We start from the raw sequence: 25,601 nt of genomic DNA, 5'->3' as shown, positions 1-25,601 counted from the left end.
TGGGCGAGGTGTTCTCGATCTCGTCCAGGAAGATGGTCCCGCCATCGGCGAGCACGAAGAGGCCCGGATGGTCCGCGTGCGCGCCGGTGAACGCGCCCTTCACGTGGCCGAAGAGCTCGCTCTCCAGCAGCGTCTCGGTGAGCGCGCCGCAGTCCTGCACCACCAGCGGCTGGTTGCTGCGCCCGCTCAGCCGGTGGATGACGCGGGCCACCACCTCCTTGCCCGTGCCCGTCTCGCCCTGCAGCAGCACCGCCACCCGGTGCGGCGCCGCCACGCGCACCAGCTCCAGCACCTGCCGCATCACGGGGCTGCGGAAGCCCGGCTCCTCCCCCACGTCCCCTCCGGGCGACAGCCGCGGGGCCTCGCGCGCCCGCTCGCGCAACAGGTTGCGCTCCAGCTCCAACGCCGCCCGCCGCTGCTCGGTGCGCAGGCCCAGCTCGCGGCTCGCCTGCAGCACCGCCTGGCGCAGCGCCACCGGCTCGAAGGGCGGGGTGAGCGCCCTGAATATCTTCCCCTGGTTGAAGAGCTCCACCAGCCGCGAGGGCACCGCCGGCGCGCAGTAGAGGATGCGCGGGGACAAATCGCTCGCGGGGCCCGCCCCCGTGGGGTCCGCCTCCGCGCGCCGCGACGCCAGCCGCTCCACCAGGGCGATGGCCCGCGCCTCGTCCCGCCCGCACACCAGCAGCGCGCTGATGTCCCCGCGCCCCAGCAGCGAGTCCACGTCCTCGGCCGACTGCACGAAGCGCAGCCGCACGTGGCTCTCCAGCGCCTCGCGCAGGCCCCGCAGCTCCAGCTCCTCCGCGTACACCACCGCCACGTACAATTGGTGGTCCAGCAGGTAGCGCTTGAGCGTCACCCCGTCCGCGCCCTCGAAGGCGTGGAAGCTCACCCCCAGCGCCGTCACCGCCGCCTCGTCGCGCTCGGCCGGGTCGTGCCTCCAGCGCACCACGCCCCGCACGCGGATGCGCGCGCGCGAGTCCGGCAGCGTGAAGGCCATCTCCAGCTCCTGGCCCTCGCGCGGCCCCTCCACCGGCCCCGCCGGGGTGGCGATCAGCCCTATCCCCGAATCGCTGATATTGACGGCCCAGCACCCATGGAGGGCAGGTTGGGTGACCACCTGGACGTACAGGGGCTTGCGTTCGCTGCGCGGCAGCGTGGGGATTTCACTCGGGGCCGTCATCTCTGATGCGCGTCCACGTCAACTCTGAAGCGTGGTGGGATTTCCAGAGAAATCAAGAGAATGGCTTTTCGTCCAGAGGGGGCAGGAGGGGGAGGGGGTTGCCGGGCAGGAGGGCGACAGGGCACGCTGCTTCAGACGCGAAGCACCGGGCGTCCGTACAACCACCGCCATTGTACGTGTGGCGGGAGGAGGGACTGCCGGGAGGGCGGGGCAGTGTGTGGGACAGCGCACTCGGGGACCGTGTGACGTTGGGCAGCCAACGGGGAGAGTGCGGGGGTGGCGGTGCGGGGAGCGGGGGCCGTGTTTAGGGTGGAGGGCCGCGCTTCCCGGCGCAGGTCGCAGGGAGGGAGGGGTGCCATGAGCATGAGCGGCTGTGGGGTCGAAGCGGACGGGGACGCGCAGGACGTGCGCGAGGACCTGGAGCGGAGGCTGGAGCTGACGACGCCGGCGGACACCGTGCGGGGCACGTTCTTCCTCGGCACGCTGGAGGCGGTGCGCGCGCTGGCGGGCGAGGAGGAGGTGCGCCGGTGCGTGGAGGCCGGAGGCGAGCCGCGCTTCGTCGAGTTCTTCAACTACCCGGTGGGCACCTTCCTCAAGGTGAATGAGGCGGCGGCGCAGGTGCTGGCGCCCCGGTGCGGCGGGTGGGTGGAGGCGCAGCGGCACATGGGGCGGCGCGCCATGGCGGACATGCTCAAGTCGGCGGCGGGCAGGGCGCTGCTGCTGCTCTCGAAGGGGGAGACGCGGCGGCTGGTGTGCAACCTGCCCTCGGCCTACCGGGCGGTGGTGAATTTCGGCGAGCGCTCGGTGATGTGGGAAGGGGCCTCGCGCGTGCGCGTCATCATGCGGCGCGACTTCATGCCGTGCGCCTACCACGAGGGCGTGCTGCTGGCGGCGCTCGAGGGCATGAAGGCGCGCGCGGTGGAGGTGAGCGGCTCGCGCGTGAACGTGCTCGACGGGGAGTACCTCCTCTCGTGGGCCTGAGGCGCAGGGGTTGCGCCCCGGGGTCCCGGGGCACCGCGCAGGGTTTGCGCCGCGTGGCCCGAGGGTGTTGTTGGCCATCGGACGCCGAGTCCTCCCGGAAGGGCTGGGTGGCCACCGGGTGTGGAGCGGTGAACACCATTGGCCACAAACACCTCCCACGGCATGGGGGGTGCAGCGTTGCGAGGCCTGTGACGCGGTGTCGAAGCGGACGCCGCGGTTCCCCCTCTCACGACGTTGGGAGTCGGCCCATGGAACTGCTGACGGTGACGCGGACGGACCCGGCGTGTGATTGGGAGCGGGAGCTGGTGTGGAGGATGTCGCAGGCGCGGCCGGAGGACACGGTGCGCGGCGTGTTCTTCAACGGCACGCTGGGCGCGGTGCGCAGGCTGGGAGACGCGGAGGCGGTGCAGTGCTGCCTGCTGGCCGCGGACGAGGAGGGCTTCGTCGACTTCTTCCAGTACCCGGTGCGCTCGCTGCTGCGGATGCTCTACTTCGCGGCGGGGTCGCTGGGGCCGGTGCTCGGGGGTGTGGAGGCGGTGCTGAGGGACCTGGGGCGGCAGATCATCACCACGTACCTGGCCTCGCCGGTGGGGAGGGCGACGGCGGTGCTGGTGCACGGCAGGCCGAGGCGGATGCTGGAGAGCGCGCCGGACATCTACCGGCAGATGCTGGGCTTCGGGGAGCTGTCGGTGTCGTTCACCGGGCCGAGCCAGGGCCGGCTGATGCTGCGCGGGGACTACCTGCCCGCCGCGTGTCACGAGGGCGCGCTGGCGCACCTGCTGCACGCCATGGGCGGACGGGGCGTGAAGGTGGAGCGGCAGTGGGTGAAGGGGCTGGATGGAGAGTACGCGTTCTCCTGGGAGTAGGCTGCCGGGAGACATGAATCCAGAGACGGCGAACGACGGGGAATTCCTCGCGGCGGTGGAGGCCACGACGTGGCCCGGGGAGCGCTTCGGGCACCGGGAGCACGTGAGGCTGGGGTGGCTGTACCTGCGCCGCCACGGGCCCGAGGCGGGCTCCACGCGCATCCGGGAAACCATCCAGCGCTACGCGGCCTCGCTGGGCGCGTCGGCCAAATACCATGAGACGGTGACGCGGGCGTGGAGCGCGCACGTGTACGCCGCGCTGCGGGAGACGCCACACCTGGAGCCGTTCAGCGCCTTCCTGGCGGCCCACCCGGAGCTGCTCGACGGCAAGCTGCTGGAGCGCCACTACCGCAAGGAGACGCTGGACGCGGAGGCCGCGCGGCGCGAGTGGGTGGCGCCGGACGTGGCTCCGCTGCCCGTGTTTCCGTGAGGCGCCCTACACGCCCAGCTCGTCGAAGGTGTGCAGCTCCCGCTCGTGGGTGCGCGCCTCGCCGTCTCCCGCGTTCGTGTCGTGGTGGCGCAGCGGGCCGAAGTCCAGGCCCGTCAGCTGCTCGAGCTCCGCCACGGTGCTCCGGTACTCGTGAATCTCCGTGGTGTCGCTGAGGTCCTCCGCTCCGCCTTCCAGGCTCTCGCCCAGCTTCTCCGGGAGCCCGCGCGGGAGCAGCTCCTCCTGACTGGCCCGGACGGCGGTGGCGCGCAGCTGCTCGTCCTGGACGAAGACCACGATCTTCCAGAAGGCCAGCGGCAGCCGCACGTACCGGTACTCGGGGTCATCGTCTCCGAAGACGGGGCCGGTGAAGACGATGATGCGCTCCCGGTCCGCGACCGCGTTGTCCTCGAGCAGCCACCGCTCGATGCCCTGCCAGTATTGCGCGCGTTGGTTGAAGTGGAACTCCTGCGGCGTGCAGTTGGTGAAGTGGAAGGTGTCGGCGTTGGCGCGCTGGGCGCGGGTGCTCGTGCCCCAGGAGGGATCCTGCCTGCGCACGAGGTGTCCCCGATCGAAGGTGCGCGGCCGCTGGTGATCGTACAGGTCCTGGTGGCACTGCGCGTCCGGCGAGATACGAGGGTCCTCGAACCAGACCTCGGCGGCCTCGGCGGACTCCCGCTGATCGCCCGTGGTGCGGTTGATGGAGACCCAGGTGGAGCCGTCGATGTTGCACGCCGTGAAGAACGCCATGCGCCGGGCCGCGTTCATCACGAGGGAGAAGTGCTGGTACTTGAGCTCGAAGGGATCCTCTCCCTCGGCGAGCTTCAGCTTGCGCGCGGCCTGCTTGCGCATCGCGACGCTGAGCCGTGGCAGCTCGATGTGGAAGCCCTTGAGGAAGTCCGGGTCGTAGCCGCGGCGGTTCGCGTAGTTCGTGTCGATGTGGATGAGGGCCTCGCCCGCGCCGCCCGCGTCGTGCGCGGTGGGACGCGGCTCCGGCTCGGGAGTCGGAGGCCGGGTGGGAATTCCCACCGGCATGCCAGCACCCAGCCGGATGGTGACCTCGAGCGGAATCGTCCAGGTGACGGCGCCATCCGGTTGGAGGCGAGGACCCGGCACGCCCTGGGTGGACGCGTGGACCACGGCGAGCGGTGCGGCGGGAGGCGGCGGCGCGACAGGAGGCGTCGGCTCCGCGGGAGGTGCCATGCGAGCGGCCCTCGACGAGGGGCTCACCCCGTCCGTGTGTCCCGTCGTCCCAGCGGTGGGCGTGAGGACGCCTTTGCGGCTCGGGCTGCGCAGGGCGGGCTCGAGCAACCCGCGCTCATCAGGGCTCCTGTCCTTCATCATGTCCTCCAGCGTGCGAACGATGGCGCTGATGCGGATGCCCTCGTTCAGGTCCTTGCTGACTTGAGCGCCCGTGGGGAGGGTGACCTCGCGGAAGGGCTCGCCCCAGTGGTGGAGCGCCACCAGTTCCCACTGGTCGTTGAAGACGGGCGAGCCCGACGAGCCCGGCAACGTATCGGCCATGTAATGCAGGACGGAGTCGAGCCGGGTGACGAGGCGGTTCTCGCGGATGACGACCTGTTTGTAGTCGCCGTCGGGGTGCTGGACGATGTTGACGAACTCGCCGAGCAGGTGCGTGTCATCGGTGGCGAACAGCGGGCAGTAGCCGAACTCGGAGGACTCGCGCGCCCCGAGCACCCGCTTGCCGAGCGCCACGATGGTGAAGTCGAGGTCGTCCTGGGGGCTGGTCAGGAAGAACGTGTCCGGGTCGAAGGTGAAGCGCGTGAGGGGGCGGGGATGGCCATCGGCATCCAGCTCGTAGTCGAGCTCCACGAGCAGCTCGCGGGCGGCCCGGGCGTCCTCGATGACGTGGTTGTTGGTGAGGAAGAGCCGGCCGGTGATGAGGACCCCCGAGCCCAGGGGCTTCAAGGTGCCCTCGACGACGCGGCCCACGGCGTTGGCGCCCCCGCGCGCCAGGTCGATCCACGACACGCCCACGAAGTCCGTCGTCTTGCCCTGGATGCGCTCGGCGCCGGCGCGGGCCTCGCCCGTGAGGCCGAAGAGCCGCGGGTTCACCCCCTGGATGATGCGCTTGGAGGCGTCGGGGTCCATGCCGGTGATGGCCTGGATGCGCTTGAGCTTGCGGACCTCGTCCGTCTCCGCGTCGAGCGGATGGCCCTCGCGGATGGCCGTCAGCACGTGCTCGCGCTGCGGCGTGGCCTGTTGAAAGCGTCGGCGAGCCGCCTCCGCGATTCGCTCTGGAACCTTCATCGTCTGGAGCCCCCCGGCTCTCCCATGGGTGCGAGGGTATGGACGGGGCCCCTCGAAGCCCCGGCCGTGAGAGACATGGACCTCGAGGTGTGTTGCCCCTGCGGTGGTGGAGGGGCGCGGCTCGTTCTGTGACGGATTCGGGCTCGCCCCGCCGGATACTGGCCGGGCGTGCATCCAGGCCTCGAGGCCGGGGCCGCTCCCCGGCTGCCCTTCGGGGTAATGGCCCGAGGAGGAGCGCGTTCCCATCCTCCGGCCTTTTCGTGGGAGGCGTCATGTTACCGGCCCTGGGACTGGCGGTGGGGGTGTTGTGCGGAGCGCTGGAGCCGAGCGGTGGGGCGGCCCTGCTCGCCCGTGAGGGTTTCGTCGTCGGGGACGCGCCGAGGCGGCTGTTGCTCGTGCCCGCCGCGGAGGGGGGCTCGATGGAGGCGCACGGGAGCCTGCTCGCGGACGAGCGGCTGGAGAGCTCCCAGGACGCCCGCCGGCTGCATCGCACGCTCAGCCTGGTCACCACGGGCAGTCTGCTCGTGACGGGCGTCCTGGGCACCCTGACGGCGATCAACGAGGGGACGGCCTTCAAGTCCGGGCGCTGCGAAACCGGCGGTCCACTCTTCGGAGACTACGGGTGCGACTCCCTGCACATCGTGCACGGCGCCAGCGCCATCCTGTCCACCACCCTCTACACGGCCACGGCCGTCCAGGGGCTGTCCATCGGCTCTCCGAGCCTCGCCCAGGAGCACGGGCCGCTGTACCGCATCCTGTCCTATGTGCACCTGGTGGGAATCGTGGTCCAACCGTTGCTCGGGCTCATCAGCGCGTACCCGGAAGTCATCGGCATCGACCCCGAGGCGCGGGAGCACTTCGGGGATGTGATGCGCACGGTGCACATCGGGGTGGGCTATGTGACGATCGCCGCCTACGCCACCACCACGGTGCTCGAGTTCTAGCGCGGTGAGGCGGGCGCCGCCCCCTGCTGCGAGGGCACCGCGGGGCCGAACTTGCGCGGGCCCAGCTTCACCTCGGGCCCGGTGGGCCTGGGCAATGGCGGCGTGGGCTCGGGACGGCCGAAGCGGTAGGCATCCGTCGCGTGGATGCCGAAGCCCGTTCCCCGCGCATCGGCGACGAGCAGCAGGTCTCCCGAGGGCGGCGTGTCGATGGCGAACGTCAGCTGCGTCGCGTGGACGCACGGCTGCTCGGTGGGGGGCACCGTCCAGGTGCTCGGGCCTTTGACGAGCCGCACTCCCGGGGGCGGCTCGACCGAGACGGCGAGCGGGACGGAGAGGGCCGTGAGTTGGTGCACCTGCGCGAGCAGCGTCACCGTCTTCCCGTCCGAGGACACCACCTTCCATGACACCCGTGCCGGTGCCTGGATGCCCTGCGTGGGCGGGGCCGGAGTGGCCTGGGCACTGCCCGCGCTCCCCGAGCCTCCCTGCCCGGTGGATGGAGTGGGAGCCACGGGCGGTGCTTCCTGTTCCGGTGCCGCGGGCTCCTGACGGTGACAGCCGAAGACAAAGACAGACACAGCCGCTGCGCGGAACAACCAGGTGCGGGAACGGTTCATGGTGAGGACCTCGTGGCCACGCTTCGGGGGCCGGTGCGAAGGAAGGACGCGGGAGCCGGTTCATGGCGTGCAGACCGGGGCGTCGCTGGGATACGGGTAGGCCGCGCCGGGGTCGGTCGCCGCGTTGACGGTGTCGGGAGGGAAGCCGCCGCACACGAGCGAGTCGAGGTAGTCGGCGAGGAAGGGAATGCCCTCTCCGGTGTCGAGCACGTTGACGGGGACGCCATCGGGGCCCACCTGCCAGACGCGCCGCGTGTAGCCGCGTCCCACGAAGGGCCGGGCCGTCATGCGCGGAGCCGCGAGCGCGCCGTACATCGTGTGCGAGACCGTGACGCCCGAGGAGGAGAGCTCCCAGAGGATGGCGGACACCTCGTTCTCGTCCATGCTCTGGGTGAGGCCCCCGGGAGGCGTGGGCCGCTGCCAGGGCGCGCCCTGCGAGTAGCTGCGCTGAGCGATATCCAGCCAGAACATCGTCCCGCCCTGCTTGTCGAGGTACACGCTGTCCTGGCGCAGGTTGGAGCTGAACCAGGTGGCGAAGCCCTCGGACCAGGCCTGGCCGGGGAAGGTGGGGACGGAGAGCACGTGCGGGCCACCCTCGACGGGAGGGAAGCTGTAGCTGTCCATGGTCCAGTGGCCGAGCTCGTGCGCGGTGACGGAGTCGGCCCAGAACTGCTGGTTCTCGGTCGCGCCGCCGAGCCACATCTGCGAGTCGAAGGGAATGTCGAACGCCCGTACCGGCACGGCGGCGTAGCAGGTGCCGCACGTCCACGAGGTGCCATAGCCCAGCCACACCACCAGCGGCTTGCCCGGAGTGCCCGCGTACTGGGCGCGGGCGAAGGCATACGCGAAGCGCAGATTGTCATAGACGCGGGCCGCGCCGGAGCCCATGGACTCGGTGATGAGGAGCGGCGCGCCATCGGTCAGGGACGCGGTGGTGAAGGCATACGCCCAGAGCCGGGGATTGTTGCCGACGGCGCCGGGGTCCGCCTGGACGATGGCATCGAAGCCCGGGTCCGCCACGAGGTAGGCGAGCCCCCCGGCTTCATTGGAAGCGGCCAGCGCGACCACCACCGCGTCCTGCGCGCCGGGCGCGGTGGGCACCTGGAGCGAGAAGGCGCCGGTGGCATCCGTCTGCGCGGAATCGAGCAGCTCGCCATTCGCATAGGAGAGCACGAGGAAGCCGGGCGCCGGGGCCTGGAAGGGAGGGCCCCAATCCGTGCGGGTGTCGTTGGCGGAGCGGGCCTCGTAGGCGACTTGAGCGGAGAAGGCGCGCGAGGCGACGGCGGCGGCGCAGAAGCTCCCGATGGGCGAGCCGGTGCAACGGCCCGGACAGGCCGACGCCACCCAGGCGCCGTTGGTACACGTCTCGAGCTGGTTGCCGCCCGCGCAGCGCGTATCACCCTCGACGCAGGCGCCGGTGAGCGAGCACGTCGCGCGCCCATTCACGAGCGAGCAGCTCTGTCCGGTGGGACAGTCGAAGGCATCGAGGAAGGGATCGCCATTGCCGGTGGGCACGGAGCAGAACTCGACGCGGGTGGGCGTGGCGCACCGGCCGGCGGTGCGCACCTCGCCGCAGGGGCCTCCGAGCGTGGGGCCGCTGATGGGCCCTCCGCCCTCGGGAAGGCTCGCGGGCACCGGCACGCAGCTCACGCCGCGAGTCCCCACGGTGCACGAGGTACAGGCCTCCACCTGCTTCCACGCGCCCGCGCGGCACTGCAACCAGGCCGAGCCATCCGAGGCACAGGTGCTCGTGCCCTCGGAGGAGGCCTCACAGGCCATGCCCTCGGCGGTGCGAGAAGCCTCCTCCCCACCGCCCCCCGTGCCCGACTCGTTTGAGCAGGCGGCCAATACCAGACACGCCACCCACCCCAGCCAGATGAGCTTCCTCATCCGTCCCCCCGCGCCCCGCGCGACGGCTCCGCGCAAGGGCGATTTGGACGGTGTTACCCGGGGCGGCAACTCTCCTGAGACCCGGGCCGCTGTAGACGTTGGGCCAGCAACGCGCCGAGGCACCGCGGGGCCATGGCAATTCCCTCAGGGGGTGAACTCGGGTCCCACCAGATACGACAGCTCGCGCTGGAGGGTGAGCCGCACCGGCTGGCCGTCCTCGCTCGTGGCGGTGAGCGGCTCACCGGCGCGGAGTTGCTCGCCCGCGAGGTTCTCGCGCCGCTCGAAGCGCAGCACGGGGAGCGCCGGGCCCTTGCGAGGCAGGGGCTTGTCGAGCGTCGCCTTCACCACGTGGTCGAAGTCGGGGGCGCGCGAGAGGACGTGGACGAGGTACACCTCCTTGCCCGAGCCCAGCACGAGGTAGCGCGGCTCGGGGAGCGCCGGGCCCTGCTCGGAGAGGGGGCGCACCTGCTCCACGGCCTTCACCTTCACGGTGACGTCGCGCAGCAGCGGGGTGCCACCGGCCTCGAAGTTGCCCTGGTAGACGGTGGCGCGGAATTGCTTCAGCCGGCCCTGGGCGAGCGCGTCCAGGTCGAAGCGCTCCGGCTCGAGCGTGTACGTCGCATCGGAGAAGTCCCGGGCCGCGCGCAACCCGGCGTGCTCCAGGGACACCGAGAGCAGCAGCTGCACGTCGTGCGGCCGGTGGAACATGGGGATGTGCGAGAGGAAGAGGCTCGGGCCCGAGCCGAAGAGCACCATGCCGTGGGTGCCCATGCGCTGCGTCCGCGCGGGGCGGGCCGGCTCGGCGGCGGGCGCGACCGTGGGGTTTCCCTCCGCGGCGTGGGCCTCGGGGCCCGAGGGGAGTTGCTGGAGGACCAGGTGGTAGGCGGGAGGAGGGGACAGGAGCATGGGCGGCTTCTACCCCGGGCCGGGAGGGGCCGCACCCGAGCGGGCGGGCTCAGGCCTTCTTCCCGGGCTCCTCGGTGGCCTTCTCCACGTGTCCTTCCACCTGCCCGTAGTTGAGGAGGCTGACGAGGCCCACGCCGCCCACGGCATTGCCGAGCACGGCGGCCAGGAGCCAGCGGAGGCACTCGCTCACGGGCAGCTCCCCGCGCAGGGCGGCGACCATCAGCTCGGAGCTGCCCGCGATGGAGTGGGTGAAGAGTCCCGCACCGACGATGAAGGTGAAGAACCAGATGAGGGCGAGCTGTCCGAAGGTGCTGTGGCTGGCGGAGACGAGCCAGGCCACGAGCGCGATGAGCCACCCACCCACCACGGCGCCCCAGAAGAGCTCGGACGTGGAGTGTTCCGTCGCCTCGCGCCCGAGCGCGCCGAGTCTCTCGAGGACGCCGGGCTTGAGCGCGCCGGTGTGGCTCACGAGCAGGGAGAAGAGGAGCGCGCCGACGAGGTTGCTCGCGAGCACCACGCCCCAGAGCTGGAACATGCGGCCGAGCCGCGAGGGCGAGCGCAGGACGACGAGGACGGGGAAGAGGGTGTTCTCGGTGAAGAGCTGGGCGCGGCCGATGATGACGGCGACGAAGCCCGCGGGGTAGAGGACGAAGCTGGCGAGTTTCGCGAGCTCTCCGTCGCCCAGGTAGGAGCGCACGAGCGCCACGCCGAGCCCGCTCAGTCCCATGACGAAGCCCCCGGCGAGCCCCGAGAAGGCGAGGTGCCCGGCCGGACGCTCCAGCTCATCGCGTCCGGCCTGCACGGCGTGTTCGTAGATTTCCTGGGCTGTCAGTCGCGGAGACTCATCGTTGCTCATCCGCGAGAGTCAACCGGAGGCGCCGCGCCGGGCGGAGGGCTTTCGGGCGGCGGGCGTGTGGTGCTCGACAGCCGCCGCCCGGCCGAGTCCACCGGGTCACATCAGGTAGGAGGACTCGGTGGCCAGCTCGCGGACCGAGCCGTCACCCTCCTGACGCATGTCGCTCTCCTTGCGGGAGCGCGTCTTGCGGGCGCGCTTGCCGGCGAGCGGAGCGGGAGAGGGAGAGAGGCCCTCGGCCTTGCGGCGGGCGGCGCGGAGCGCGTCCTTGCCCATGTCGAGCACGGCGGACATGGCACCGGCCACGAGGTTGCCGGGCGGGGTGTCCGGAGCGCGGGGATGGGGCCGGGTGGGCGAGGCCCGCTTGGAGAGCATCAGCGCCTCGGCCATGTCGCGCAGCTCGCTGGGGCTGAAGGCCTTGCGCACGCGGGGGAAGAGCTCGCGCTCCTCCTCGGCGACGTGGGTGCGGACGTTCTCCATGAGGACCTTCACCTTGGCGTCGAAGCGCTCGGCCTCGGGGGGCAGGTTCTCCAGCTCCTTGAGGAGCCACTTGACGACGTGGTGCTCCTCGAGCGCCTCGAGGATGTCGTCCTCGAAGGCGTCGGCCTTGGAGCGCACGGCGGGATAGAAGACCTGCTCCTCGATGACGGAGTGGATGGCGAGCTCGCGCACCATCTGGTCCACGAGCTTGCGTTTGAGCTTCCTGGCGTTGCGGCCTGCTTGTTCGAATTTGCGGAAGAGCGTCTCCACGGTCTTGTGGTCAGCCTTCAAGAGCGCAATGGCATCCATTGAACGCCCTCCTTTCGTTTGCTCGAAAGGGTGGCGACGCTGCGCGTTTCATGCCCGGGCGGAGCGAGCATGCGGCCATGCCGGGCCGGAGGGCAGGCGAGCAGGGCTGCTGCCCTTGGGGGAGGGTGGACGGCTCCGGGGGGGTGAACCCGTCATGTCGGGGTGACTTTTCATGTCCTCCGGAGTAAGGTGACTCTGGAGGTAAGCCATGGGGATGGATCAGAAGGCGGCGTACGAGGGCGGGAGGAGGGCGCTGTTGGTTGACGGGGGAGAAGGGGCGCCCCAGGCTGGAGGCATGGCACCGCGGCACGGTTCGGTGAAGGACCGATATCCCCGCGCTCCCTCGCAGGAGGCGTGGGAAGCGATGAGTCCCGAGGAGCGGGCCCGGGTGGTGGAAGCGCTGCCCGCCGAGGTGACGTGGGATGAGATGGCGATGCCGGAGGGGGACCTGCACTCCCTGGCGAAGCTGGAGGCGGTGCCGATGCTGAGGAGTTACTTCTCCCGGCAACATAGGCGGGTCTACATCGGCACGGAGCTGCCGGTGTACTACCCGGCCGAGCGCCGCTTCGCGCCGGACATGGTGGCCGTGCTGGACGTCGAGACCCACCTGCGCGGCAAGTGGGTGGTGAGCCACGAGGGCAAGGGCCTGGATTGGGTGCTGGAGGTGCACGTCGGTGGCGACCGGAAGAAGGACGCCGAGTTCAACGTGAGCCGCTACGCGCGCCTGGGGATTCCCGAATACTTCATCTTCGATCGGGCGCGGGTGCAGTTGCTGGGCTACCGGTTGCCGAGGGCGGGCGCGCGGGAGTACGTGCCGATGAAGCCTCGCAAGGGACGCTATGTCTCGCGGCGTCTGGGATTGGAGCTGGGCCTGGTGGAGGGGCGCCTGCGCTTCTACGACGGCACGGGCATGCTGTTGGATGCGGAGGAGATGCGCGCTCACATGGAGCAGCTGGTGCGCAAGGAGCATCAGCGAGCGGATGAGGAAGTCCGGCTGCGGCGGAAGGCGCAGCGGAAGGCCGCGGAGGCCGAGCGCCGGGCCGCGGAGCTACAGGCCGAGCTGGAGCGGCTCGAGCGAGGCCGCTCCTGAGGCGGGGCCCGGCTTGACGTCCCGGGGCCGGGGTGTGATGGGGAGGCGAGCACGAGCCCCCCATGAACAAGCCCCTCGCCCTTCTCACGAGTCTCCTGTTCCTACCGGCCTGCCAGACGACGCGCACGGTGACGCTGGTGGGGATGACGGACTACCACTCGCACGCGGTGCCCTTCTATTCGGAGGGCGAGCCCGGCCAGGGAGGCGTGGCGAGGGCACTGGCCTATCTCCGGGAAGCGAAGACACACCCGGACACGCTGGTGGTGTCGGGGGGAGACACGGTGAACAAGGGCGTGCCCACGTGGAGTGACGAGTACGGGTGCGTGGAGTGGCCGTGGTTCAACGGGGTATTGGACGTGATGGCGCTGGGCAACCACGACCTGGACTACGGGGCGGAGGCCTTCGCGAGGTGCCGCGAGTCCATCGAGTACCCGCTGTTGTGCGCGAACCTGGTGAAGGCAGACGGAGCGCCGTACTTCCAGGTGGAGGGCCGGCCCTACGTGGTGCGCGAGGTGGGGGGCGTGCGGCTGGGACTCTTCGCGGTGGCGGGGCCGGACATGCAGCGGCTGGTGAAGGCGGAGAACCTGCCGGCGGGGACGCGGTGGACGGACGCGAAGGAGGCGGCGCGGGCGGTGGTGCGCGTGTTGCGCGAGGAGGAGCGCGTGGACGCGGTGGTGCTGCTCGGGCACCAGCTGCGCGAGGACGACGAGGCACTGGCGCGGGAGGTGCCGGGCATCGACGTCATCATGGGCTCGCACTCGCACCAGAAGGTGGAGCTGCACGTGCTGCCGGGGACGCGGACGTCCTATGTCTCGCCGTACCAGTACCTCGCGTACCTCTCGGAGGTGCGGCTGCGCTTCCGGGGGAAGAAGCTGGAGCGGGTGGAGGGCGGGCTGGTGAAGCTGGACGGCACGAAGCGGGAGGAGGCCGGGACGGCGGCGAAGGTCGAAAAGCTACAGCGGGCGCTGGTGGCGAAGAGGCCGGAGCGCTTCGAGGTCCTGGGGCACCTGGAGAAGCCGCTGCGGGACGAGGGCCTGACGACGGGCGAGGCCGAGGTGGGCACATGGGCGACGGAGGTGCTGCGCCGGGGTGCGGGGGTGCACGCCTTCTTCGCGATGGCGGCGGGCTTCCGGGGGGGCTTGCCGGCGGGGGACGTGACGGTGGAGGACTTCTACGGAGCGATTCCGTACCGGAACGGGGTGGTGACGGCGGAGCTGACGGGAGCGCAGCTGGCGGAGTGGGTGGCGCTGGGCGAGTCGAAGCGGGGGACGGACAGCTACAACCAGCGCAGCGGCGTGCGGTACGAGGTGAAGGACGGGCGGATCGAAGGGCTCCAGGTGCTGAGGAACCCGAGCGACCCGGGAGCGGGCTACGAGCCGGTGAAGCCCGAGGCGACGTACCGGGTGGCGACGACGGACTTCCAGGCCTTCGTGGCGGGGGGCTACAAGGAGGCGCTCTCGAAGGCGAGCCACGTGGAGCGCACGCCGCTGGACGTGCACGAGCTCCTGAAGAAGGCGCTCAGGCCCCGGTGATCCCGCGCTCCTGCATGTACTTGTCGAGCGAGGCGCGGGCCGTTTTCTGCACCTTGTTGCGCAGGAAGGGCGTCCACCCGAGCAGCAGCCCCGCGGGCCCGAGGGCCTGGCGGGACCAGGTCCAGAAGTCGAAGCGGTCGGTGTGGCGGAGAATCTTCCCGTCCTTGAATTCGAACTCGGCGTCGATGCGGTTGAGCACCTTGCGGCCGGAGCCGCTGAAGGTATAGCGGGCGTCCCAGTGGGCGCGGCCGGTGCGGTCATCGGCCTGGACATCGCGGAACGTCACCTCGAGGTCCTTGCCGCGCTCGCACAGCATGCGCCACATGGAGGGAACCTGGGCGCCGCGCAGGCCGGGGAAGGCGGCGTCGGAGAACTCGGCGTCGGGGTGGTAGCAGGCGGCCATGGCCTGGGCGTCGCGGCGCTGGAAGGCCGAGTAGAAGTCGGTGAGGAGCTGGGCGTGGGGGTGCATACGCGGGGTGTAGCAGACCCGCGTCCCGGAGTGCTGCCCCCTCCCCGGAGTCGAGGCGGAAACAGCTTCGTCACACTCGGGGCTCGCGCGGGGGCGGGGCCGGTGTAGAAGGGCGTTTCACGCGCGAAGCCGCAGGGAGAAGAGACAGCGTATGGCTCGGGACATCGTCATCTGGCCGAACAAGGTCCTCAACTCGCCGACGAAGCCGGTGACGGACTTCGGGGAGAGCCTCACCAAGCTGCTGGACGAGATGTTCTTCGCCATGAAGGAGGCGGAGGGCATCGGCATCGCGGCGAACCAGGTGGGCGTGTCGCTGCGCTGCTCGTGGGTGGGGCGCGAGGACGGCTCGTTCTTCGAGATCATCAACCCCCAGATTCTGGAGAAGTCGGGGTCGGTGACGCTGGAGGAGGGCTGCCTGTCGGTGCCGGAATCCTTCGAGAAGACGCCGCGCTTCCACAAGGTGAAGGTGAAGTACCAGGACCGGGCGGGCGAGTGGCACGAGCTGGAGGCGGAGGGCCGTCTGGCGCACGTGCTGCAACATGAAATCGACCACCTGGACGGGCACGTCTTCGTGGACTACCTGTCGGGCCTCAAGCGCGGCCTCATCCTGGAGAAGATGAAGAAGCTCCAGAAGCTGATGAAGCGGCGCAAGGACGAGAAGGCCGGCGCGAAGGAGTAGCGCGCCTCTCAGTGGGCCGAGCGGTTGAGGCTGGCGCGCGGGGCGGCTCGCATCGAGGCGAGCAGCCTGGCGGCCAGGGTGACGCGCGACTCGAAGGGGCTCTTGGAGCGGAGGGCGAGGCCCAGGAGCTCCTCGACGGCTTCCCAGCGGACCTTGGCGGGCTCGCGGAGAGCGCGGTGTCCGGTGGTGACCAGGACGGCGGTGCAGCGGTCGATTGGACGCGGGGTGAACACGTTACACCCTGGGAAGAGGGCGGGTGCCCTGGCGCCCGAGCGGGCGGGCGTGGTGGACTGCGCCCCCCTTTTGCTGGAGCGGTGACACGTGGAGACCCCCTTCCTGCTGGCGATCGCCGGAGTGGCCGCGGCCTGCGTGGTGTGTTGCGGATGGCTGCTGAGGAGCTACCGGCGGGTGGGCCCGGGAGAGGCGCTGCTCATCGAGCTGGGCGGAGGGCCGACGCGGGTGAGCTTCGGGAGCGCGCTGGTGGTGCGGGGGCTGCACCGGGCGGAGGTGTTGGACCTGTCGGTGCGCAAGGTGGTGGTGGAGCGGAGGGGGAAGCAGGGCCTGTCGTGCGCGGATGGCATCCGGGTGGACGTGAGGGCGACGTTCCTGGTGAAGGTGGAGCGGCGGGAGGAGAGCGTGCTGCGGGTGGCGAGGGAGGTGGGGTGTGCGAGGGCGAACCGGGTGGAGGAGGTGCAGGCGCTGTTGGAGGAGCGCCTGGTGTGCGCGCTGGCCAATTCGGCGAGCACGTTCAACTTCGACGAGCTGCTGGCGGACCGGAGCCTCTTCATCGACCACGTGATGGTGGAGGTGGGGGACGAGCTGCTGGGCTTCACGCTGGAGAGGATGTCGCTGGGGAGGCTGGATCAAACGCCGTTGGACCAGTTGGACCCGACGAACGTGCTGGATGCGCAGGGAATCCTGAAGCTGACGGAGCGGGCGACGCGGCTGGCGCTGGAGACGAGCGGTCATCGGATGCAGCAGGAGCTGCGGGAGCAGCGCCAGAAGATGGAGCGGCAGCGGGGTGAGCTGGAGGAGCTGCGCAGGGGGGCGGAGCTGCGGAATGAGGAGGAGCTGGCGCGGGAGCTCGAGCGGGCGATGACGGAGCAGGCGCGGAAGAACTGAGCCCAGGCCCGCCGCGCCTACGCGCGGAACCGGGAGCAATCGATCTCGTACTTGGTGACCTTGTAATTGACGATGCGCTCGGTGGTGCGCAGCAGCCGCGCGGCCTTGGCGCGATTGCCGCGGGTGGTCTTCAAGGCATCGAGGATCAAATCCTTCTCGAACTGCTCGACGGCGTCGGTGAGCGAGGTATTGGTGACGGTCTCCGAGGCCTCCGCTGTCTGCAGGGTCGGAGGCAGGTGGTGGCCGTGGATGGCATTGCCGTCGCAGACGAGGACGGAGCGCTCGATGATGTTCTCCAGCTCGCGGACATTACCGGGCCAGTGGTAGCTGACGAGCATGTCGATGGCGGGGGTGGAGATGCGGCGGATGTTCTTGCCGTGCTCGCGTGAGTACTTGGCGACGAAGTGGTCGGCGAGCAGCAGCAGGTCCGACTTCCGCTCGCGCAGGGGGGGGATGAACAGGGTGAAGACGTTGAGGCGGTAGTAGAGGTCCTCGCGGAAGGACTTCTCGCTGATGGCGGTCTCCAGGTCCTTGTTGGTGGCGGCGATGAGGCGGACGTTGGCCTTGAGGGTCTCGGTGCCGCCGACGCGCTCGTACTCGCGCTCCTGGAGGACGCGCAGGAGCTTCACCTGGGTGGCGGGGTTGATTTCGCCAATCTCATCGAGGAACAGGGTGCCGCCCTCGGCGAGCTCGAAGCGGCCGCGCTTGCGATTCTGCGCGCCGGTGAAGGCGCCCTTCTCGTAGCCGAAGAGCTCGGACTCGATGAGGGTTTCGGGGAGGGCGGCGCAGTTGACCCGGATGAAGGGCTTCTTGGCGCGGGTGGAGTTGTAGTGGATGGCGTGGGCGATGAGCTCCTTGCCGGTGCCGGACTCGCCGCGGATGAGGACGGTGGTGGTGGTGCGAGCGACCTGGTGGATCTGCTCGTACACCTGTCGCATGGGGCCGGAGGTGCCGATGATGTTGGAGAAGTCGTAGCGCTCGCGCAGCTCCTGGCGCAGGGTGGTGTTCTCCTCGAGCAGCTTCTTGCGCTCGTCCTCGAGGAGGCGGTGGGCGGCGAGGGCCTGGCCAATCATGGAAGCGATGACGCCGAAGAGGCGGGTCTCCTCCTCGTAGTCGCGGTCCTTGTGGAAGTGGAGGTCCACGCCGAGGGTGCCCACGGGTTTGCGGTGCAGGAGGATGGGGACGCAGATGAAAGAGAGCTCCTGGGAGGCGTTGCGGCGGCCGAGGAAGGCGCGGTGGAGGAAGAGGGGCTCGCGGCTGACCTCGGGGACGACGATGGGCTTGCCGCTCTGGACGACGCGGCCGGTGATGCCCTCGCCGAGCTTGTAGCGGGCCTTGCGGCCCTCGGCGTTCAAACCGATGGAGGCCTCGATGGAGAGGTCGCCGGAGGCGGGGTCGGTGAGGGTGACGGCGCCGCGGACGACGCCGTGGTAGCGCTCGAGCCGCTCCAGGACGCGGTGGAGGGCGGCGCGCAGGTCGTTGGCGCCGGCGAGGGCCTGGCTCACCTCCAGGAGGCTGGCCAGGGTGGGGTGCTTGCCTGTCTGCTCGTCGGACCGCTTCGCCATGAGAAGGTGCTCCCATCAGCCGGCTCCCGAGGGGCTCCGGCGTGACTCCTACGTTTTTGTCGGTTCCGCGAGAGAGTCCTACGAAATTGTAGGTGGGTTTGTCACGGCTCTTGAGGGCAGGCAGGCGGGAGAGCGCAGAGGAAACCGCTATGAGAGGGGCTTGCTCCGTTGGATTCCGGTCACGCAAAGGGTGCGCGGAGGGCGGGGAGGTGGGCCCGGGTGCTCCGGCCTCGGCCCCGTGGCGCCTCGCTCTCCCTCGGGGCACCGGGCCGGTTCCGACAATTTCGTGGGAACCGGGCGCATCTCCTACGAAATTGTCGGAGTCCCGGGAGGCCCCTTCCGAGGGCCGCGAGGCCCGCCCCGAGCCATTTCGAGGGTTTCCGTCGAGGCCCCCTCGGCGCGAGGGCGTTGGCACCGCATCTGCAAAAGGGTCCTGGCGTCAGGCCCGCGGTGGGCCACGGAGAAAACCGGCCCTGTAGGGCCCTCGTGGAGGAGCTGAATGAGCAAGGTGATGGCGGAGTACATCTGGATCGACGGGCAGCGGCCGACGGCGAAGCTGCGCTCGAAGATGAAGGTACTCGACGGGGAGGTCCGGAGCGTCTCCGAGCTGCCGGACTGGAGCTTTGACGGCTCGAGCACGTACCAGGCCGAGGGCAAGAAGAGCGACCTGCTGCTGCGGCCGGTGCGCTACATCTCGAACCCGCTGCGTCCGGGGACGAAGGACATCCTGGTGCTGTGCGAGGTGATGAATCCGGACGGCAGCCCGCACTGGAGCAACACGCGCGCGGCGCTGCGCCAGATGGCGGAGAAGACGGTGGCGGAAGAGGCCTGGTTCGGCATGGAGCAGGAGTACACGCTCTTCGAGGGCAACCGTCCGCTGGGCTGGCCGGACAAGGGTTTCCCGGCGCCGCAGGGCGGCTACTACTGTGGCGTGGGCAGCGACGAGGTGTTCGGGCGCAAGCTGGTGGAGTCGCACGCCGAGGCGTGTTTGCGCGCGGGCATCAAGCTGTGCGGCACCAACGCCGAGGTGATGCCGGCGCAGTGGGAGTTCCAGATTGGGCCCCTGCCGCCGCTGGAGATGGCGGACGAACTGTGGCTGGCGCGCTGGCTGCTGTACCGGATGGGCGAGGAGTACGGCATCAGCGCGACGCTGCACCCCAAGCCGGTGAAGGGTGACTGGAACGGCACGGGCTGCCACACGAACTTCAGCACCAAGGCGATGCGCGATCCGGGTGGCATCAAGGTCATCGAGGCGGCGTGCGAGAAGCTGCGCGGCCGTCACGAGGCGCACATCGCGGTGTACGGCGCGCACAACACGGAGCGCCTGACGGGTCTGCACGAGACGGCGCCCATCACCGTGTTCCGCTACGGGGTGAGTGACCGCGGCTCGTCCATCCGCATCCCGCTGGGCACGGCGAACGATGGCCGCGGCTACTTCGAGGACCGGCGTCCGGCGGCCAACTGCGATCCGTATGAGGTGCTCCGCATCATGCTTGAGACGGTCTGCGGCTGAGACCGTCGTAGGGAACTCCTTGGGGTAAGGAGGCGAGGGTCTGGCGGACGGGAGGTGTCGGGCTTCCCGTCCGTCAGGCCCCGCGTTTTTGTGGGGCTCCCCCGCCCATGCCCGTGGAGCACCCGAGCGGACGAGCGCTCGAGGAGTGCCCGTGGCTCCCGTGGGTACCTACCTTCTGATGCATCGGTGATGGGACACCGGGTAGCGGACACCAACCAAGGAGGGAAGCCATGGGTGAGTGGACGGACAAGCTGAAGGGGCGGGTGAAGGAGACGGTGGGCACGGCCACGGGAGACCGCGAGCTGGAGGCCGAGGGCAAGAAGGACACGCTGAAGGGCGCGGTGAAGGAGAAGGTCGAGGACGCCAAGCGTGTCATCAAGGACGCGGATGACGAGGTGAAGGGCCCGACGTAGGCGCGAATCCGCGCACGAGCAGGGATTCAGACACGCGGGCCGCGGGGAGTCTCCCCGTGGCCCGTCTGTCTTTGCGGGTGCGGAAGGGACTCGGGGGCGGGTTGCCTTGGCGGCGGGTGCGCGCGGCACCACCTTGCGGCGGAAGGGTATGTCCCGAGGGAGGTGCGGCATGGATGCGAGGCTGGAGCGGCTCCTGCCGGAGAAAGCCAGCGAGGAAGCGCTGCGGGAGCTGCGCGAGCGCATCGACGGGTACGCGAGCCGTCCGCAGGACGAGGTGGAGCAGCGGCTGGAGGAGCTGGAGCGCGAGTGGGAGCTGGAGCGCTCGCTGCTGGTGGAGGCGGCGGTGTTGTCGTGGGTGGGGCTGGCGCTGGGCGTGACGGTGGGGCGCAAGTGGCTGCTGCTGCCGGGGGTGGTGGCGGGCTTCCTGCTGCAGCACGCGGTGACAGGGTGGAGTCCGCCGGTGGCGGTGTTGCGCCGGCTGAAGTACCGCACGCGGCGGGAGCTCGACGCGGAGAAGTTCGCGCTGAGGGTGCAGCGGGGAGACTTCCGGGGAGCGGAGGTGGGGCACTCGGCGAGCTCGGAGGGACCGGGTTGGGGGTGATGGCTGACGGGTGGTGAACGGAAGCCCGTACGGAGAGTGTTGGGGCGGCCGGGCCCCGCACCACGTCACGTCCATCTGGCGGAAACTCAGGAGGAGGAGGGCCCGAGAATGAAGGGCCCCCGACTTCGAATCAGCGCCAGAGGAGACGAACGTGAGTTCATCCAGGATCAACCAGCCCCCGAAGGGCGCGGTGCCCGGCCCCAAGACCGAGACCCCCGCGAGCAGCCGCGAGGTCCGCAAGGAGAACGCGCCGGCGGGGGTGGAGAAGGCGGGAGCGAAGCCGCCAGCGGCGCCTCCGGTGTCTCGGGATACCTTCGAGGCGGCGCGTCCGGCCTCGACGAAGGGCAAGGGCCCGGCCGTCGAGGTCGCGGGAGGAACGGCTGCGCGCAACGTGCTCGGCGCGAAGGCGGCGGTGGGGGCCACGTCGGCCGCGGCCACGCCGGTGATGCGCACGGTGACGCTGGTCTACGACGCGGGGCCGCACAGCAAGCTCACGAACCTGCAGGTGAAGGGGAGCTGGGACGCGACGGGCCGCTACAGCGCGCAGTGGAACGAGCGCATGCTTCCGATGAAGCCGCTGGGGGACGGCAAGTGGTCGGCGACGGTGGACGTGGTGGACGATGGCCAGGCGCACGACTGGGAGTGGGGAGTGCTCGCGGATGGCCCCGCGGGCAAGGGCCAGTGGGCGGTGATGGGCGAGGGCAACCTGAAGCTGGACGTGAAGAAGGCCACGAGCACGTACGCGCCGACGACGTACCACGAGATGGGGGCGAGGAAGTCGGGGACGGATGCCTCGTTCAAGTTCTGGGCGCCGAACGCGAAGAACGTGCAGGTGAAGGTGACGGATGCGCAGGGCAACGTGCAGCGCTTCGCGATGGCGCGGGATGACGAGGGCAACTGGTCCACGAAGGTGAAGGGGCAGTGGAAGGACCTGGTGGGCAAGTCCTACGTCTACGAGGTGACGGACTCGGTGGGGAGCACGCGCGAGCTGCCGGACCCGTACGCGCGGCAGATGATGGGCGAGCAGCGGGGCCTGGACCGGCTCTTCCTGGACCCGAAGACGGGCAAGGAGGTGAACCGCTACGCGCCGGGCGCTCGAGAGCTGATGCGCTTCGACGTGGATGACGCGGAGGGCGCGGACCGGGCGTACCTGGTGTTGAAGGACGAGAGCGGCCGCCAGCTGAGCAAGGACGAGGTGATGGCGCGGCTGGGGGGAGGGAGCTTCGACGCGTCGCTGGTGGACAAGCTGCACGACGGGAAGTTCAACGACCTGTGGTCGAAGAACCTCGAGCCGGACGGCCGCATCCGGATGACGAACGAGGGCGGAGCGTGGACCGCGCTGGTGGACGACCCGAAGAAGCTGGTGGGGTTGCGCTACGAGCTGCAGGTCTACGACAAGGACGCGAAGGGCAAGCTGACGCTGCGGGACGACCAGAACCGGGATGGGCGGCTGAGCGACGCGGAGCGCCTGGGCTCATCGGAGAATGACCCCTGGAGCGACCGCATCACGGAGGGGAGCGGGGTGACGTTCCGGGGCTCGGTCATCACGGACCCGGCGAGCCACACGTGGAAGAACGACAGCGCGCCGAGGGAGAAGGACCACAACAAGTGGGTGGTGTACCAGCTGCACGTGGGGAGCTTCCTGGGGCAGTCGAACAACTCGAACCGTTCGACGCTGGAGGACCTGACGGCGAAGCTGGACTACTTCAAGAAGCTGGGCGTGAACACGCTGGAGCTCCTGCCGGTGAACGAGGTGGAGGGGGCGCGTAACTGGGGCTACCTGGGGGTGAACAGCCTGGCGGTGGAGAGCTCGTTCGGCTTCGAGGACGCGAACGGCAAGTGGGTGAGTGGGACGGAGGCGATGAAGCGCTTCATCGACGAGGCGCACGCGCGAGGGCTGAACGTCATCTCGGACGTGGTCTACAACCACGTGTTCGGGGACTACAACGGGCTGTGGAACGTGGGAGGCCCGGAGAACCCCTACTTCAACTGGTCGAAGGAGCCGGGGAAGTTCGAGCAGCGGGACACGCCGTGGGGCTCGGTGCCGGCGTATTCGAACCAGAAGGTGAAGCAGCTCTTCGTGGACCATGCGGTGTCGCAGGTGGAGGAGCTGCACTTCGACGGGCTGCGCTTCGACTTCACCGAGCCCATCAAGGGAGTGGGAGGGAAGGACGGCTGGGACATGCTTCGGGAGATCAACCGGCAGGTCCACTTCTACAACCCGGACGTATGGACGGTGGCGGAGCAGTTCGACTACGACCCGGCGATCTCGAGGCCCGCGGGGAAGGACGGGGCGGGGGCGGGGTTCGACGCGCAGTGGTACACGGAGTTCCAGCACCGGCTGGTGAATGACAATAGCAAGCCGGGGCTGATCCAGGCGGCGGCGCGCGGGTTGAAGACGGACATGGAGGCGTTCCTGTCCATGCTGACGAGCCCGCGAGGTCTGGACGGGTGGAAGAACGCGCTGTCGATCATCTCGAACCATGACGAGGTGGGGAACGGGCAGCGGACGATGAACACGGCGGAGGGGGACAAGCCGACGGACTTCCCGGACCAGTGGTCGAGGGGCGCGGCGAGGTTCGCGGCGGGGATGGGGATGGCGGGCCCGGGCATTCCGATGTTCTTCCAGGGGGACGAGTTCGGAGCGCAGAACGACTTCCGGTGGGGCAATCCGTCCACGTGGGACAGTGATTGGAGCTGGGAGTCGGTGGGGAAGGATTGGGACTGGGACAAGGTGACGTTCAACGACGCGACGAAGGCGGCGTACGAGCGGCTCTTCACGATGCCGCCGGAGGCGCGAGCGAAGGACGGGGCGTACCAGGGGTTGACGGGGGAGGACCGGAAGGTCTTCGAGAGCCTGGCGGGGATGCCGGCGGAGCAGCGGACGGAGGCGATGTTGGACCTCACGCGGCGGCAGAGTTTCCACTTCTACCAGGACGCGATCGCGCTGCGTCAGTCGAGCCCGGCCTTCCGGGCGGACGCGGAGGTGCAGCGGGTGTACTCGCACGATGACGACTCGGTGATGGCCTTCACGCGCAAGTCAGGGGGCGAGGAGTACCTGGTGGTGGGCAGCCTGAACCGGAAGAACCTGGAGGGCTACACGATGCCGTTGCCGCCGGGGAACTGGAAGGAAGTGCTGAACAGCGATGCGGGGGCGTACGGGGGGAGCAATTTCGGCAACTACGGGGCGACGCTGAGCGGCGGGAACACGAAGGTGAACATCCCGGCGGCGGGTTACGTGGTCTTCAAGAAGCAATAGCGGCCGGGACGCTCGGGAGGTTGAGTAGGGCCCTCGAGGGTGGCGTGTTGCTGACGCCGGCCTTCGGGGGCCTGCCGTTTCAGGTGGCAAGGGAAGACCGGGTTGGAGGAGCGCCTGCGGGAGCACTGGCGGAGCTGCTGAACAGGAAAAGCTCATCCGCACACCGAGCAGGGCTCCGAGCGCACGGAGGCCACGGGGAAGAGCGGGCGCTGGAGGTACAGCGCCGACGTCGGCCTGAGGATCGCCCATTCACGGGATGGCTCCTGGGGAGTCGTGGCGGTTCACAGCGGAGCGGGGCGATGGCCCGAACGGTCGGAGTGCGCGGGAGCGCGGGAAAAGCTGATTGGGTCACGCGTGTCCCCAGGGGCATCGCTTCGAGGAACTGCGCGGGCGCTCGAGCAGCTCGGGAAAGCGGGCTTCACCGAGCAGGTCCTCCAGCCATGCCTGTTCGCGGTTGGCGTGGGCTCTACAGGGCAGGGAGGCGGAGCACGAGGTGGAGGGGGCGAGGGTCCGCATGTCTGCGGTGTTGGCGGGTGGGGGTGCTCTCCTGCCCGCTGCTCGTGGAGAGAGGCTGGTGCTCGAGGCCGTTCATCTCCCTGACGAATCGGTCCCCAGAGGGCGGCGGGGAACGTCGATCACGGTCGATGGGGAGGGGACTCCAGGCTAAGGACCCGCAGCCGGTGGGGAGGGCGCCTGGTACAGGAGATCCCGTCTCGACTTCCTCCGAGGGGGATGGACCTGGAGTGAGCCCCACTTCACCAAGAGGATGATCAGAGGGGACGAAGTGACGGGATGTGGAGGAGGAGGCGGCGAAAATCGCCTTCGCGGGAAGGGGGGCATTGTACTGGAGGGTTATGTCCAGTGAGAGCCGAGGCTGAGTAGCTCCTCGGATCAGCCCCCTCGATTGAAGGTTTGACGAGAAGGCAACAAAGCGTTAGGTATCGGTTCCCTTCGCTCGACGGGCTGGCGCAACGGCGCCGCAGGTCCCCGGGTGGAAGGGGTGGAGTGGCGGGTAGATCCACCGCTGCTCGGGTTCGGGAAGACGAAGCCGCACTGGCGGCGAGTTCACCCGGACGAGCTGAAAGAAGGAATACGGAGTCAGACTACGGAGTTGACTCCCGACGCGGCGGTGATAGAAGCCGCGCCCCTCGGACGGAAAGGCGAAGTCGCACTGGCGACGAAGTCCCCCGGACGAAAGAAGTGAAAGACGAAATACGAAGTCGACGAAGCGGGTTGACTCCCAACGCGGTGGTGGTAGAAGCCGCTCCCCCACGAAACGGCGGAAGTCGCGCAAGCGACAGAGCCGGGACGGGGCGGAAAAAAGAGTCGACGAAGCAAGTTGACACGGAGCGCGGAAGCGAAGTAGGTTCCGCGCCCCTCCCGAAAGGAAGAAACAAAGCGCGAAGGCGCGGTGTTGAATCCGAACGGGATGAAGCGGTGAAACGGGGCGGCAACGGCCGCTTGACAGAAAAGCCGCTTCGAAATAGAAGACGCAGCCCCGAAGTTGAACAGGGTGCTGCCGAGCAGTGAGAAGACGGTAGCATGAAGCCGCGACAGCAACAAGCGGCTCGGTCTTTGAAAACCAAATAGCAAGCCCAAGAAGTAGACGATTGCGGAAACCGCAGTCAATTCTAAAC

23 protein-coding genes are annotated in these 25,601 nt (G+C 69.4%); 12 read left to right on the top strand and 11 right to left on the bottom strand.

What is annotated here, in order from left to right; translation table 11 throughout:
* On the bottom strand, positions 1-1,180 hold a 1,180-nt coding region (locus tag ACJ8AN_RS17215), incomplete at its 3' end, for a sigma 54-interacting transcriptional regulator (RefSeq protein ID WP_407756464.1).
* A gap of 357 nt (positions 1,181-1,537) precedes the next feature.
* On the opposite strand from ACJ8AN_RS17215, the gene ACJ8AN_RS17210 reads away from it, so the two are divergent.
* The 3 genes from ACJ8AN_RS17210 to ACJ8AN_RS17200 all read left to right on the top strand — a co-directional run bounded on the left by ACJ8AN_RS17210 (position 1,538) and on the right by ACJ8AN_RS17200 (position 3,457).
* Positions 1,538-2,161: a DUF2378 family protein gene (locus ACJ8AN_RS17210; protein WP_407756463.1), complete on the top strand. Its 624-nt coding sequence runs from the start codon at positions 1,538-1,540 to the stop codon at positions 2,159-2,161.
* Positions 2,162-2,409: 248 nt separating this feature from the next.
* A complete protein-coding gene (locus ACJ8AN_RS17205; protein WP_407756462.1) occupies positions 2,410-3,027 on the top strand; it encodes a TIGR02265 family protein in 618 nt (205 codons plus the stop codon).
* Positions 3,028-3,040: 13 nt separating this feature from the next.
* Positions 3,041-3,457: a hypothetical protein gene (locus ACJ8AN_RS17200; protein ID WP_407756461.1), complete on the top strand. Its 417-nt coding sequence runs from the start codon at positions 3,041-3,043 to the stop codon at positions 3,455-3,457.
* 6 nt (positions 3,458-3,463) lie between these two features.
* Here the strand turns inward: ACJ8AN_RS17200 and ACJ8AN_RS17195 are convergent, their stop codons facing one another.
* Positions 3,464-5,725 (bottom strand): DNA/RNA non-specific endonuclease, encoded by a 2,262-nt coding sequence (locus ACJ8AN_RS17195; protein WP_407756460.1) that lies wholly within the window; start codon positions 5,723-5,725, stop codon positions 3,464-3,466.
* Between the two features lie 272 nt (positions 5,726-5,997).
* Here ACJ8AN_RS17195 and ACJ8AN_RS17190 point away from each other — a divergent pair, with 272 nt between their 5' ends.
* The gene (locus ACJ8AN_RS17190) at positions 5,998-6,669 is read left to right on the top strand and encodes a hypothetical protein (RefSeq protein ID WP_407756459.1); all 672 of its coding nucleotides are present in this window, start codon (positions 5,998-6,000) and stop codon (positions 6,667-6,669) included.
* On the opposite strand, the gene ACJ8AN_RS17185 is transcribed toward ACJ8AN_RS17190, so the two are convergent.
* The 5 genes from ACJ8AN_RS17185 to ACJ8AN_RS17165 all read right to left on the bottom strand — a co-directional run bounded on the left by ACJ8AN_RS17185 (position 6,666) and on the right by ACJ8AN_RS17165 (position 11,721).
* Positions 6,666-7,178 (bottom strand): hypothetical protein, encoded by a 513-nt coding sequence (locus ACJ8AN_RS17185; protein WP_407756458.1) that lies wholly within the window; start codon positions 7,176-7,178, stop codon positions 6,666-6,668. The genes ACJ8AN_RS17190 and ACJ8AN_RS17185 overlap by 4 nt on opposite strands.
* A 165-nt stretch (positions 7,179-7,343) precedes the next feature.
* Complete coding sequence (locus ACJ8AN_RS17180) at positions 7,344-9,173, bottom strand: hypothetical protein (protein ID WP_407756457.1); 1,830 nt, start codon at positions 9,171-9,173, stop codon at positions 7,344-7,346.
* Positions 9,174-9,317: 144 nt separating this feature from the next.
* Entirely contained in the window at positions 9,318-10,079 is a 762-nt protein-coding gene (locus tag ACJ8AN_RS17175; RefSeq protein WP_407756456.1) for a hypothetical protein, read from the bottom strand.
* A 49-nt stretch (positions 10,080-10,128) separates the two neighbouring features.
* Complete coding sequence (locus tag ACJ8AN_RS17170) at positions 10,129-10,935, bottom strand: formate/nitrite transporter family protein (RefSeq protein ID WP_407756455.1); 807 nt, start codon at positions 10,933-10,935, stop codon at positions 10,129-10,131.
* Between the two features lie 96 nt (positions 10,936-11,031).
* The gene (locus ACJ8AN_RS17165; RefSeq protein WP_407756454.1) at positions 11,032-11,721 is read right to left on the bottom strand and encodes a hemerythrin domain-containing protein; all 690 of its coding nucleotides are present in this window, start codon (positions 11,719-11,721) and stop codon (positions 11,032-11,034) included.
* A gap of 364 nt (positions 11,722-12,085) precedes the next feature.
* On the opposite strand from ACJ8AN_RS17165, the gene ACJ8AN_RS17160 reads away from it, so the two are divergent.
* Both ACJ8AN_RS17160 and ACJ8AN_RS17155 read left to right on the top strand, forming a co-directional pair.
* Positions 12,086-12,811 carry a Uma2 family endonuclease gene (locus ACJ8AN_RS17160; protein WP_407756453.1) on the top strand — a complete coding sequence of 242 codons (726 nt, stop codon included), beginning with the start codon at positions 12,086-12,088 and terminating at the stop codon, positions 12,809-12,811.
* A gap of 62 nt (positions 12,812-12,873) precedes the next feature.
* On the top strand, positions 12,874-14,343 hold the full coding sequence (locus tag ACJ8AN_RS17155) for a bifunctional metallophosphatase/5'-nucleotidase (RefSeq protein WP_407756452.1): 1,470 nt from the start codon (positions 12,874-12,876) through the stop codon (positions 14,341-14,343).
* Here ACJ8AN_RS17155 and ACJ8AN_RS17150 read toward each other — a convergent pair.
* Positions 14,330-14,812, bottom strand: a complete 483-nt coding sequence (locus tag ACJ8AN_RS17150; protein ID WP_407756451.1) for a nuclear transport factor 2 family protein — start codon at positions 14,810-14,812, stop codon at positions 14,330-14,332. The genes ACJ8AN_RS17155 and ACJ8AN_RS17150 overlap by 14 nt on opposite strands.
* Before the next feature lie 151 nt (positions 14,813-14,963).
* Between ACJ8AN_RS17150 and def the strand changes: the two genes are divergently transcribed.
* Positions 14,964-15,491, top strand: a complete 528-nt coding sequence (gene def, locus ACJ8AN_RS17145; RefSeq protein WP_407756450.1) for a peptide deformylase — start codon at positions 14,964-14,966, stop codon at positions 15,489-15,491.
* Positions 15,492-15,499: 8 nt separating this feature from the next.
* Here the strand turns inward: def and ACJ8AN_RS17140 are convergent, their stop codons facing one another.
* Positions 15,500-15,724 carry a hypothetical protein gene (locus tag ACJ8AN_RS17140; protein ID WP_407756449.1) on the bottom strand — a complete coding sequence of 75 codons (225 nt, stop codon included), beginning with the start codon at positions 15,722-15,724 and terminating at the stop codon, positions 15,500-15,502.
* 88 nt (positions 15,725-15,812) lie between these two features.
* On the opposite strand from ACJ8AN_RS17140, the gene ACJ8AN_RS17135 reads away from it, so the two are divergent.
* Positions 15,813-16,613, top strand: a complete 801-nt coding sequence (locus tag ACJ8AN_RS17135; RefSeq protein ID WP_407756448.1) for an SPFH domain-containing protein — start codon at positions 15,813-15,815, stop codon at positions 16,611-16,613.
* Positions 16,614-16,630: 17 nt separating this feature from the next.
* Here the strand turns inward: ACJ8AN_RS17135 and ACJ8AN_RS17130 are convergent, their stop codons facing one another.
* Positions 16,631-18,178, bottom strand: a complete 1,548-nt coding sequence (locus ACJ8AN_RS17130; protein ID WP_407756447.1) for a sigma 54-interacting transcriptional regulator — start codon at positions 18,176-18,178, stop codon at positions 16,631-16,633.
* 499 nt (positions 18,179-18,677) lie between these two features.
* Here ACJ8AN_RS17130 and glnII point away from each other — a divergent pair, with 499 nt between their 5' ends.
* The 4 genes from glnII (at position 18,678) to ACJ8AN_RS17110 (ending at position 23,964) form a co-directional block, all read left to right on the top strand.
* Entirely contained in the window at positions 18,678-19,691 is a 1,014-nt protein-coding gene (glnII, locus tag ACJ8AN_RS17125) for a glutamine synthetase GlnII (RefSeq protein ID WP_407756446.1), read from the top strand.
* Positions 19,692-19,921: 230 nt separating this feature from the next.
* A complete protein-coding gene (locus ACJ8AN_RS17120) occupies positions 19,922-20,104 on the top strand; it encodes a CsbD family protein (protein WP_407756445.1) in 183 nt (60 codons plus the stop codon).
* Positions 20,105-20,273: 169 nt separating this feature from the next.
* Positions 20,274-20,705, top strand: coding sequence for a hypothetical protein (locus tag ACJ8AN_RS17115; protein WP_407756444.1), 432 nt, complete (start codon positions 20,274-20,276; stop codon positions 20,703-20,705).
* Between the two features lie 151 nt (positions 20,706-20,856).
* On the top strand, positions 20,857-23,964 hold the full coding sequence (locus tag ACJ8AN_RS17110; protein WP_407756443.1) for an alpha-amylase family glycosyl hydrolase: 3,108 nt from the start codon (positions 20,857-20,859) through the stop codon (positions 23,962-23,964).
* Positions 23,965-25,062: 1,098 nt separating this feature from the next.
* On the opposite strand, the gene ACJ8AN_RS17105 is transcribed toward ACJ8AN_RS17110, so the two are convergent.
* A partial coding sequence (locus ACJ8AN_RS17105; RefSeq protein WP_407756442.1) for a hypothetical protein occupies positions 25,063-25,601 on the bottom strand: 539 nt, incomplete at its 5' end.

Origin of the sequence: Archangium sp. (genome assembly GCF_045802675.1) — a bacterium.
In the GTDB taxonomy this organism is placed as follows: Bacteria; Myxococcota; Myxococcia; order Myxococcales; family Myxococcaceae; genus Archangium.
Note: the sequence above shows the minus strand (reverse complement) of the source record. Positions and strands in the feature narration are given on the sequence as shown.

What these genes read in the sequence shown, in the direction of transcription:
- ACJ8AN_RS17210 (WP_407756463.1), top strand. Translation starts at nt 1,538, where the DNA reads ATGAGCATGAGCGGCTGTGGGGTCGAAGCGGACGGGGACGCGCAGGAC.
- ACJ8AN_RS17205 (WP_407756462.1), top strand. Translation starts at nt 2,410, where the DNA reads ATGGAACTGCTGACGGTGACGCGGACGGACCCGGCGTGTGATTGGGAG.
- ACJ8AN_RS17200 (WP_407756461.1), top strand. Translation starts at nt 3,041, where the DNA reads ATGAATCCAGAGACGGCGAACGACGGGGAATTCCTCGCGGCGGTGGAG.
- ACJ8AN_RS17195 (WP_407756460.1), bottom strand. Translation starts at nt 5,725, where the DNA reads ATGAAGGTTCCAGAGCGAATCGCGGAGGCGGCTCGCCGACGCTTTCAA.
- ACJ8AN_RS17190 (WP_407756459.1), top strand. Translation starts at nt 5,998, where the DNA reads ATGTTACCGGCCCTGGGACTGGCGGTGGGGGTGTTGTGCGGAGCGCTG.
- ACJ8AN_RS17180 (WP_407756457.1), bottom strand. Translation starts at nt 9,173, where the DNA reads ATGAGGAAGCTCATCTGGCTGGGGTGGGTGGCGTGTCTGGTATTGGCC.
- ACJ8AN_RS17175 (WP_407756456.1), bottom strand. Translation starts at nt 10,079, where the DNA reads ATGCTCCTGTCCCCTCCTCCCGCCTACCACCTGGTCCTCCAGCAACTC.
- ACJ8AN_RS17170 (WP_407756455.1), bottom strand. Translation starts at nt 10,935, where the DNA reads ATGAGCAACGATGAGTCTCCGCGACTGACAGCCCAGGAAATCTACGAA.
- ACJ8AN_RS17165 (WP_407756454.1), bottom strand. Translation starts at nt 11,721, where the DNA reads ATGGATGCCATTGCGCTCTTGAAGGCTGACCACAAGACCGTGGAGACG.
- ACJ8AN_RS17160 (WP_407756453.1), top strand. Translation starts at nt 12,086, where the DNA reads ATGAGTCCCGAGGAGCGGGCCCGGGTGGTGGAAGCGCTGCCCGCCGAG.
- ACJ8AN_RS17155 (WP_407756452.1), top strand. Translation starts at nt 12,874, where the DNA reads ATGAACAAGCCCCTCGCCCTTCTCACGAGTCTCCTGTTCCTACCGGCC.
- ACJ8AN_RS17150 (WP_407756451.1), bottom strand. Translation starts at nt 14,812, where the DNA reads ATGCACCCCCACGCCCAGCTCCTCACCGACTTCTACTCGGCCTTCCAG.
- def (WP_407756450.1), top strand. Translation starts at nt 14,964, where the DNA reads ATGGCTCGGGACATCGTCATCTGGCCGAACAAGGTCCTCAACTCGCCG.
- ACJ8AN_RS17130 (WP_407756447.1), bottom strand. Translation starts at nt 18,178, where the DNA reads ATGGCGAAGCGGTCCGACGAGCAGACAGGCAAGCACCCCACCCTGGCC.
- glnII (WP_407756446.1), top strand. Translation starts at nt 18,678, where the DNA reads ATGAGCAAGGTGATGGCGGAGTACATCTGGATCGACGGGCAGCGGCCG.
- ACJ8AN_RS17120 (WP_407756445.1), top strand. Translation starts at nt 19,922, where the DNA reads ATGGGTGAGTGGACGGACAAGCTGAAGGGGCGGGTGAAGGAGACGGTG.
- ACJ8AN_RS17115 (WP_407756444.1), top strand. Translation starts at nt 20,274, where the DNA reads ATGGATGCGAGGCTGGAGCGGCTCCTGCCGGAGAAAGCCAGCGAGGAA.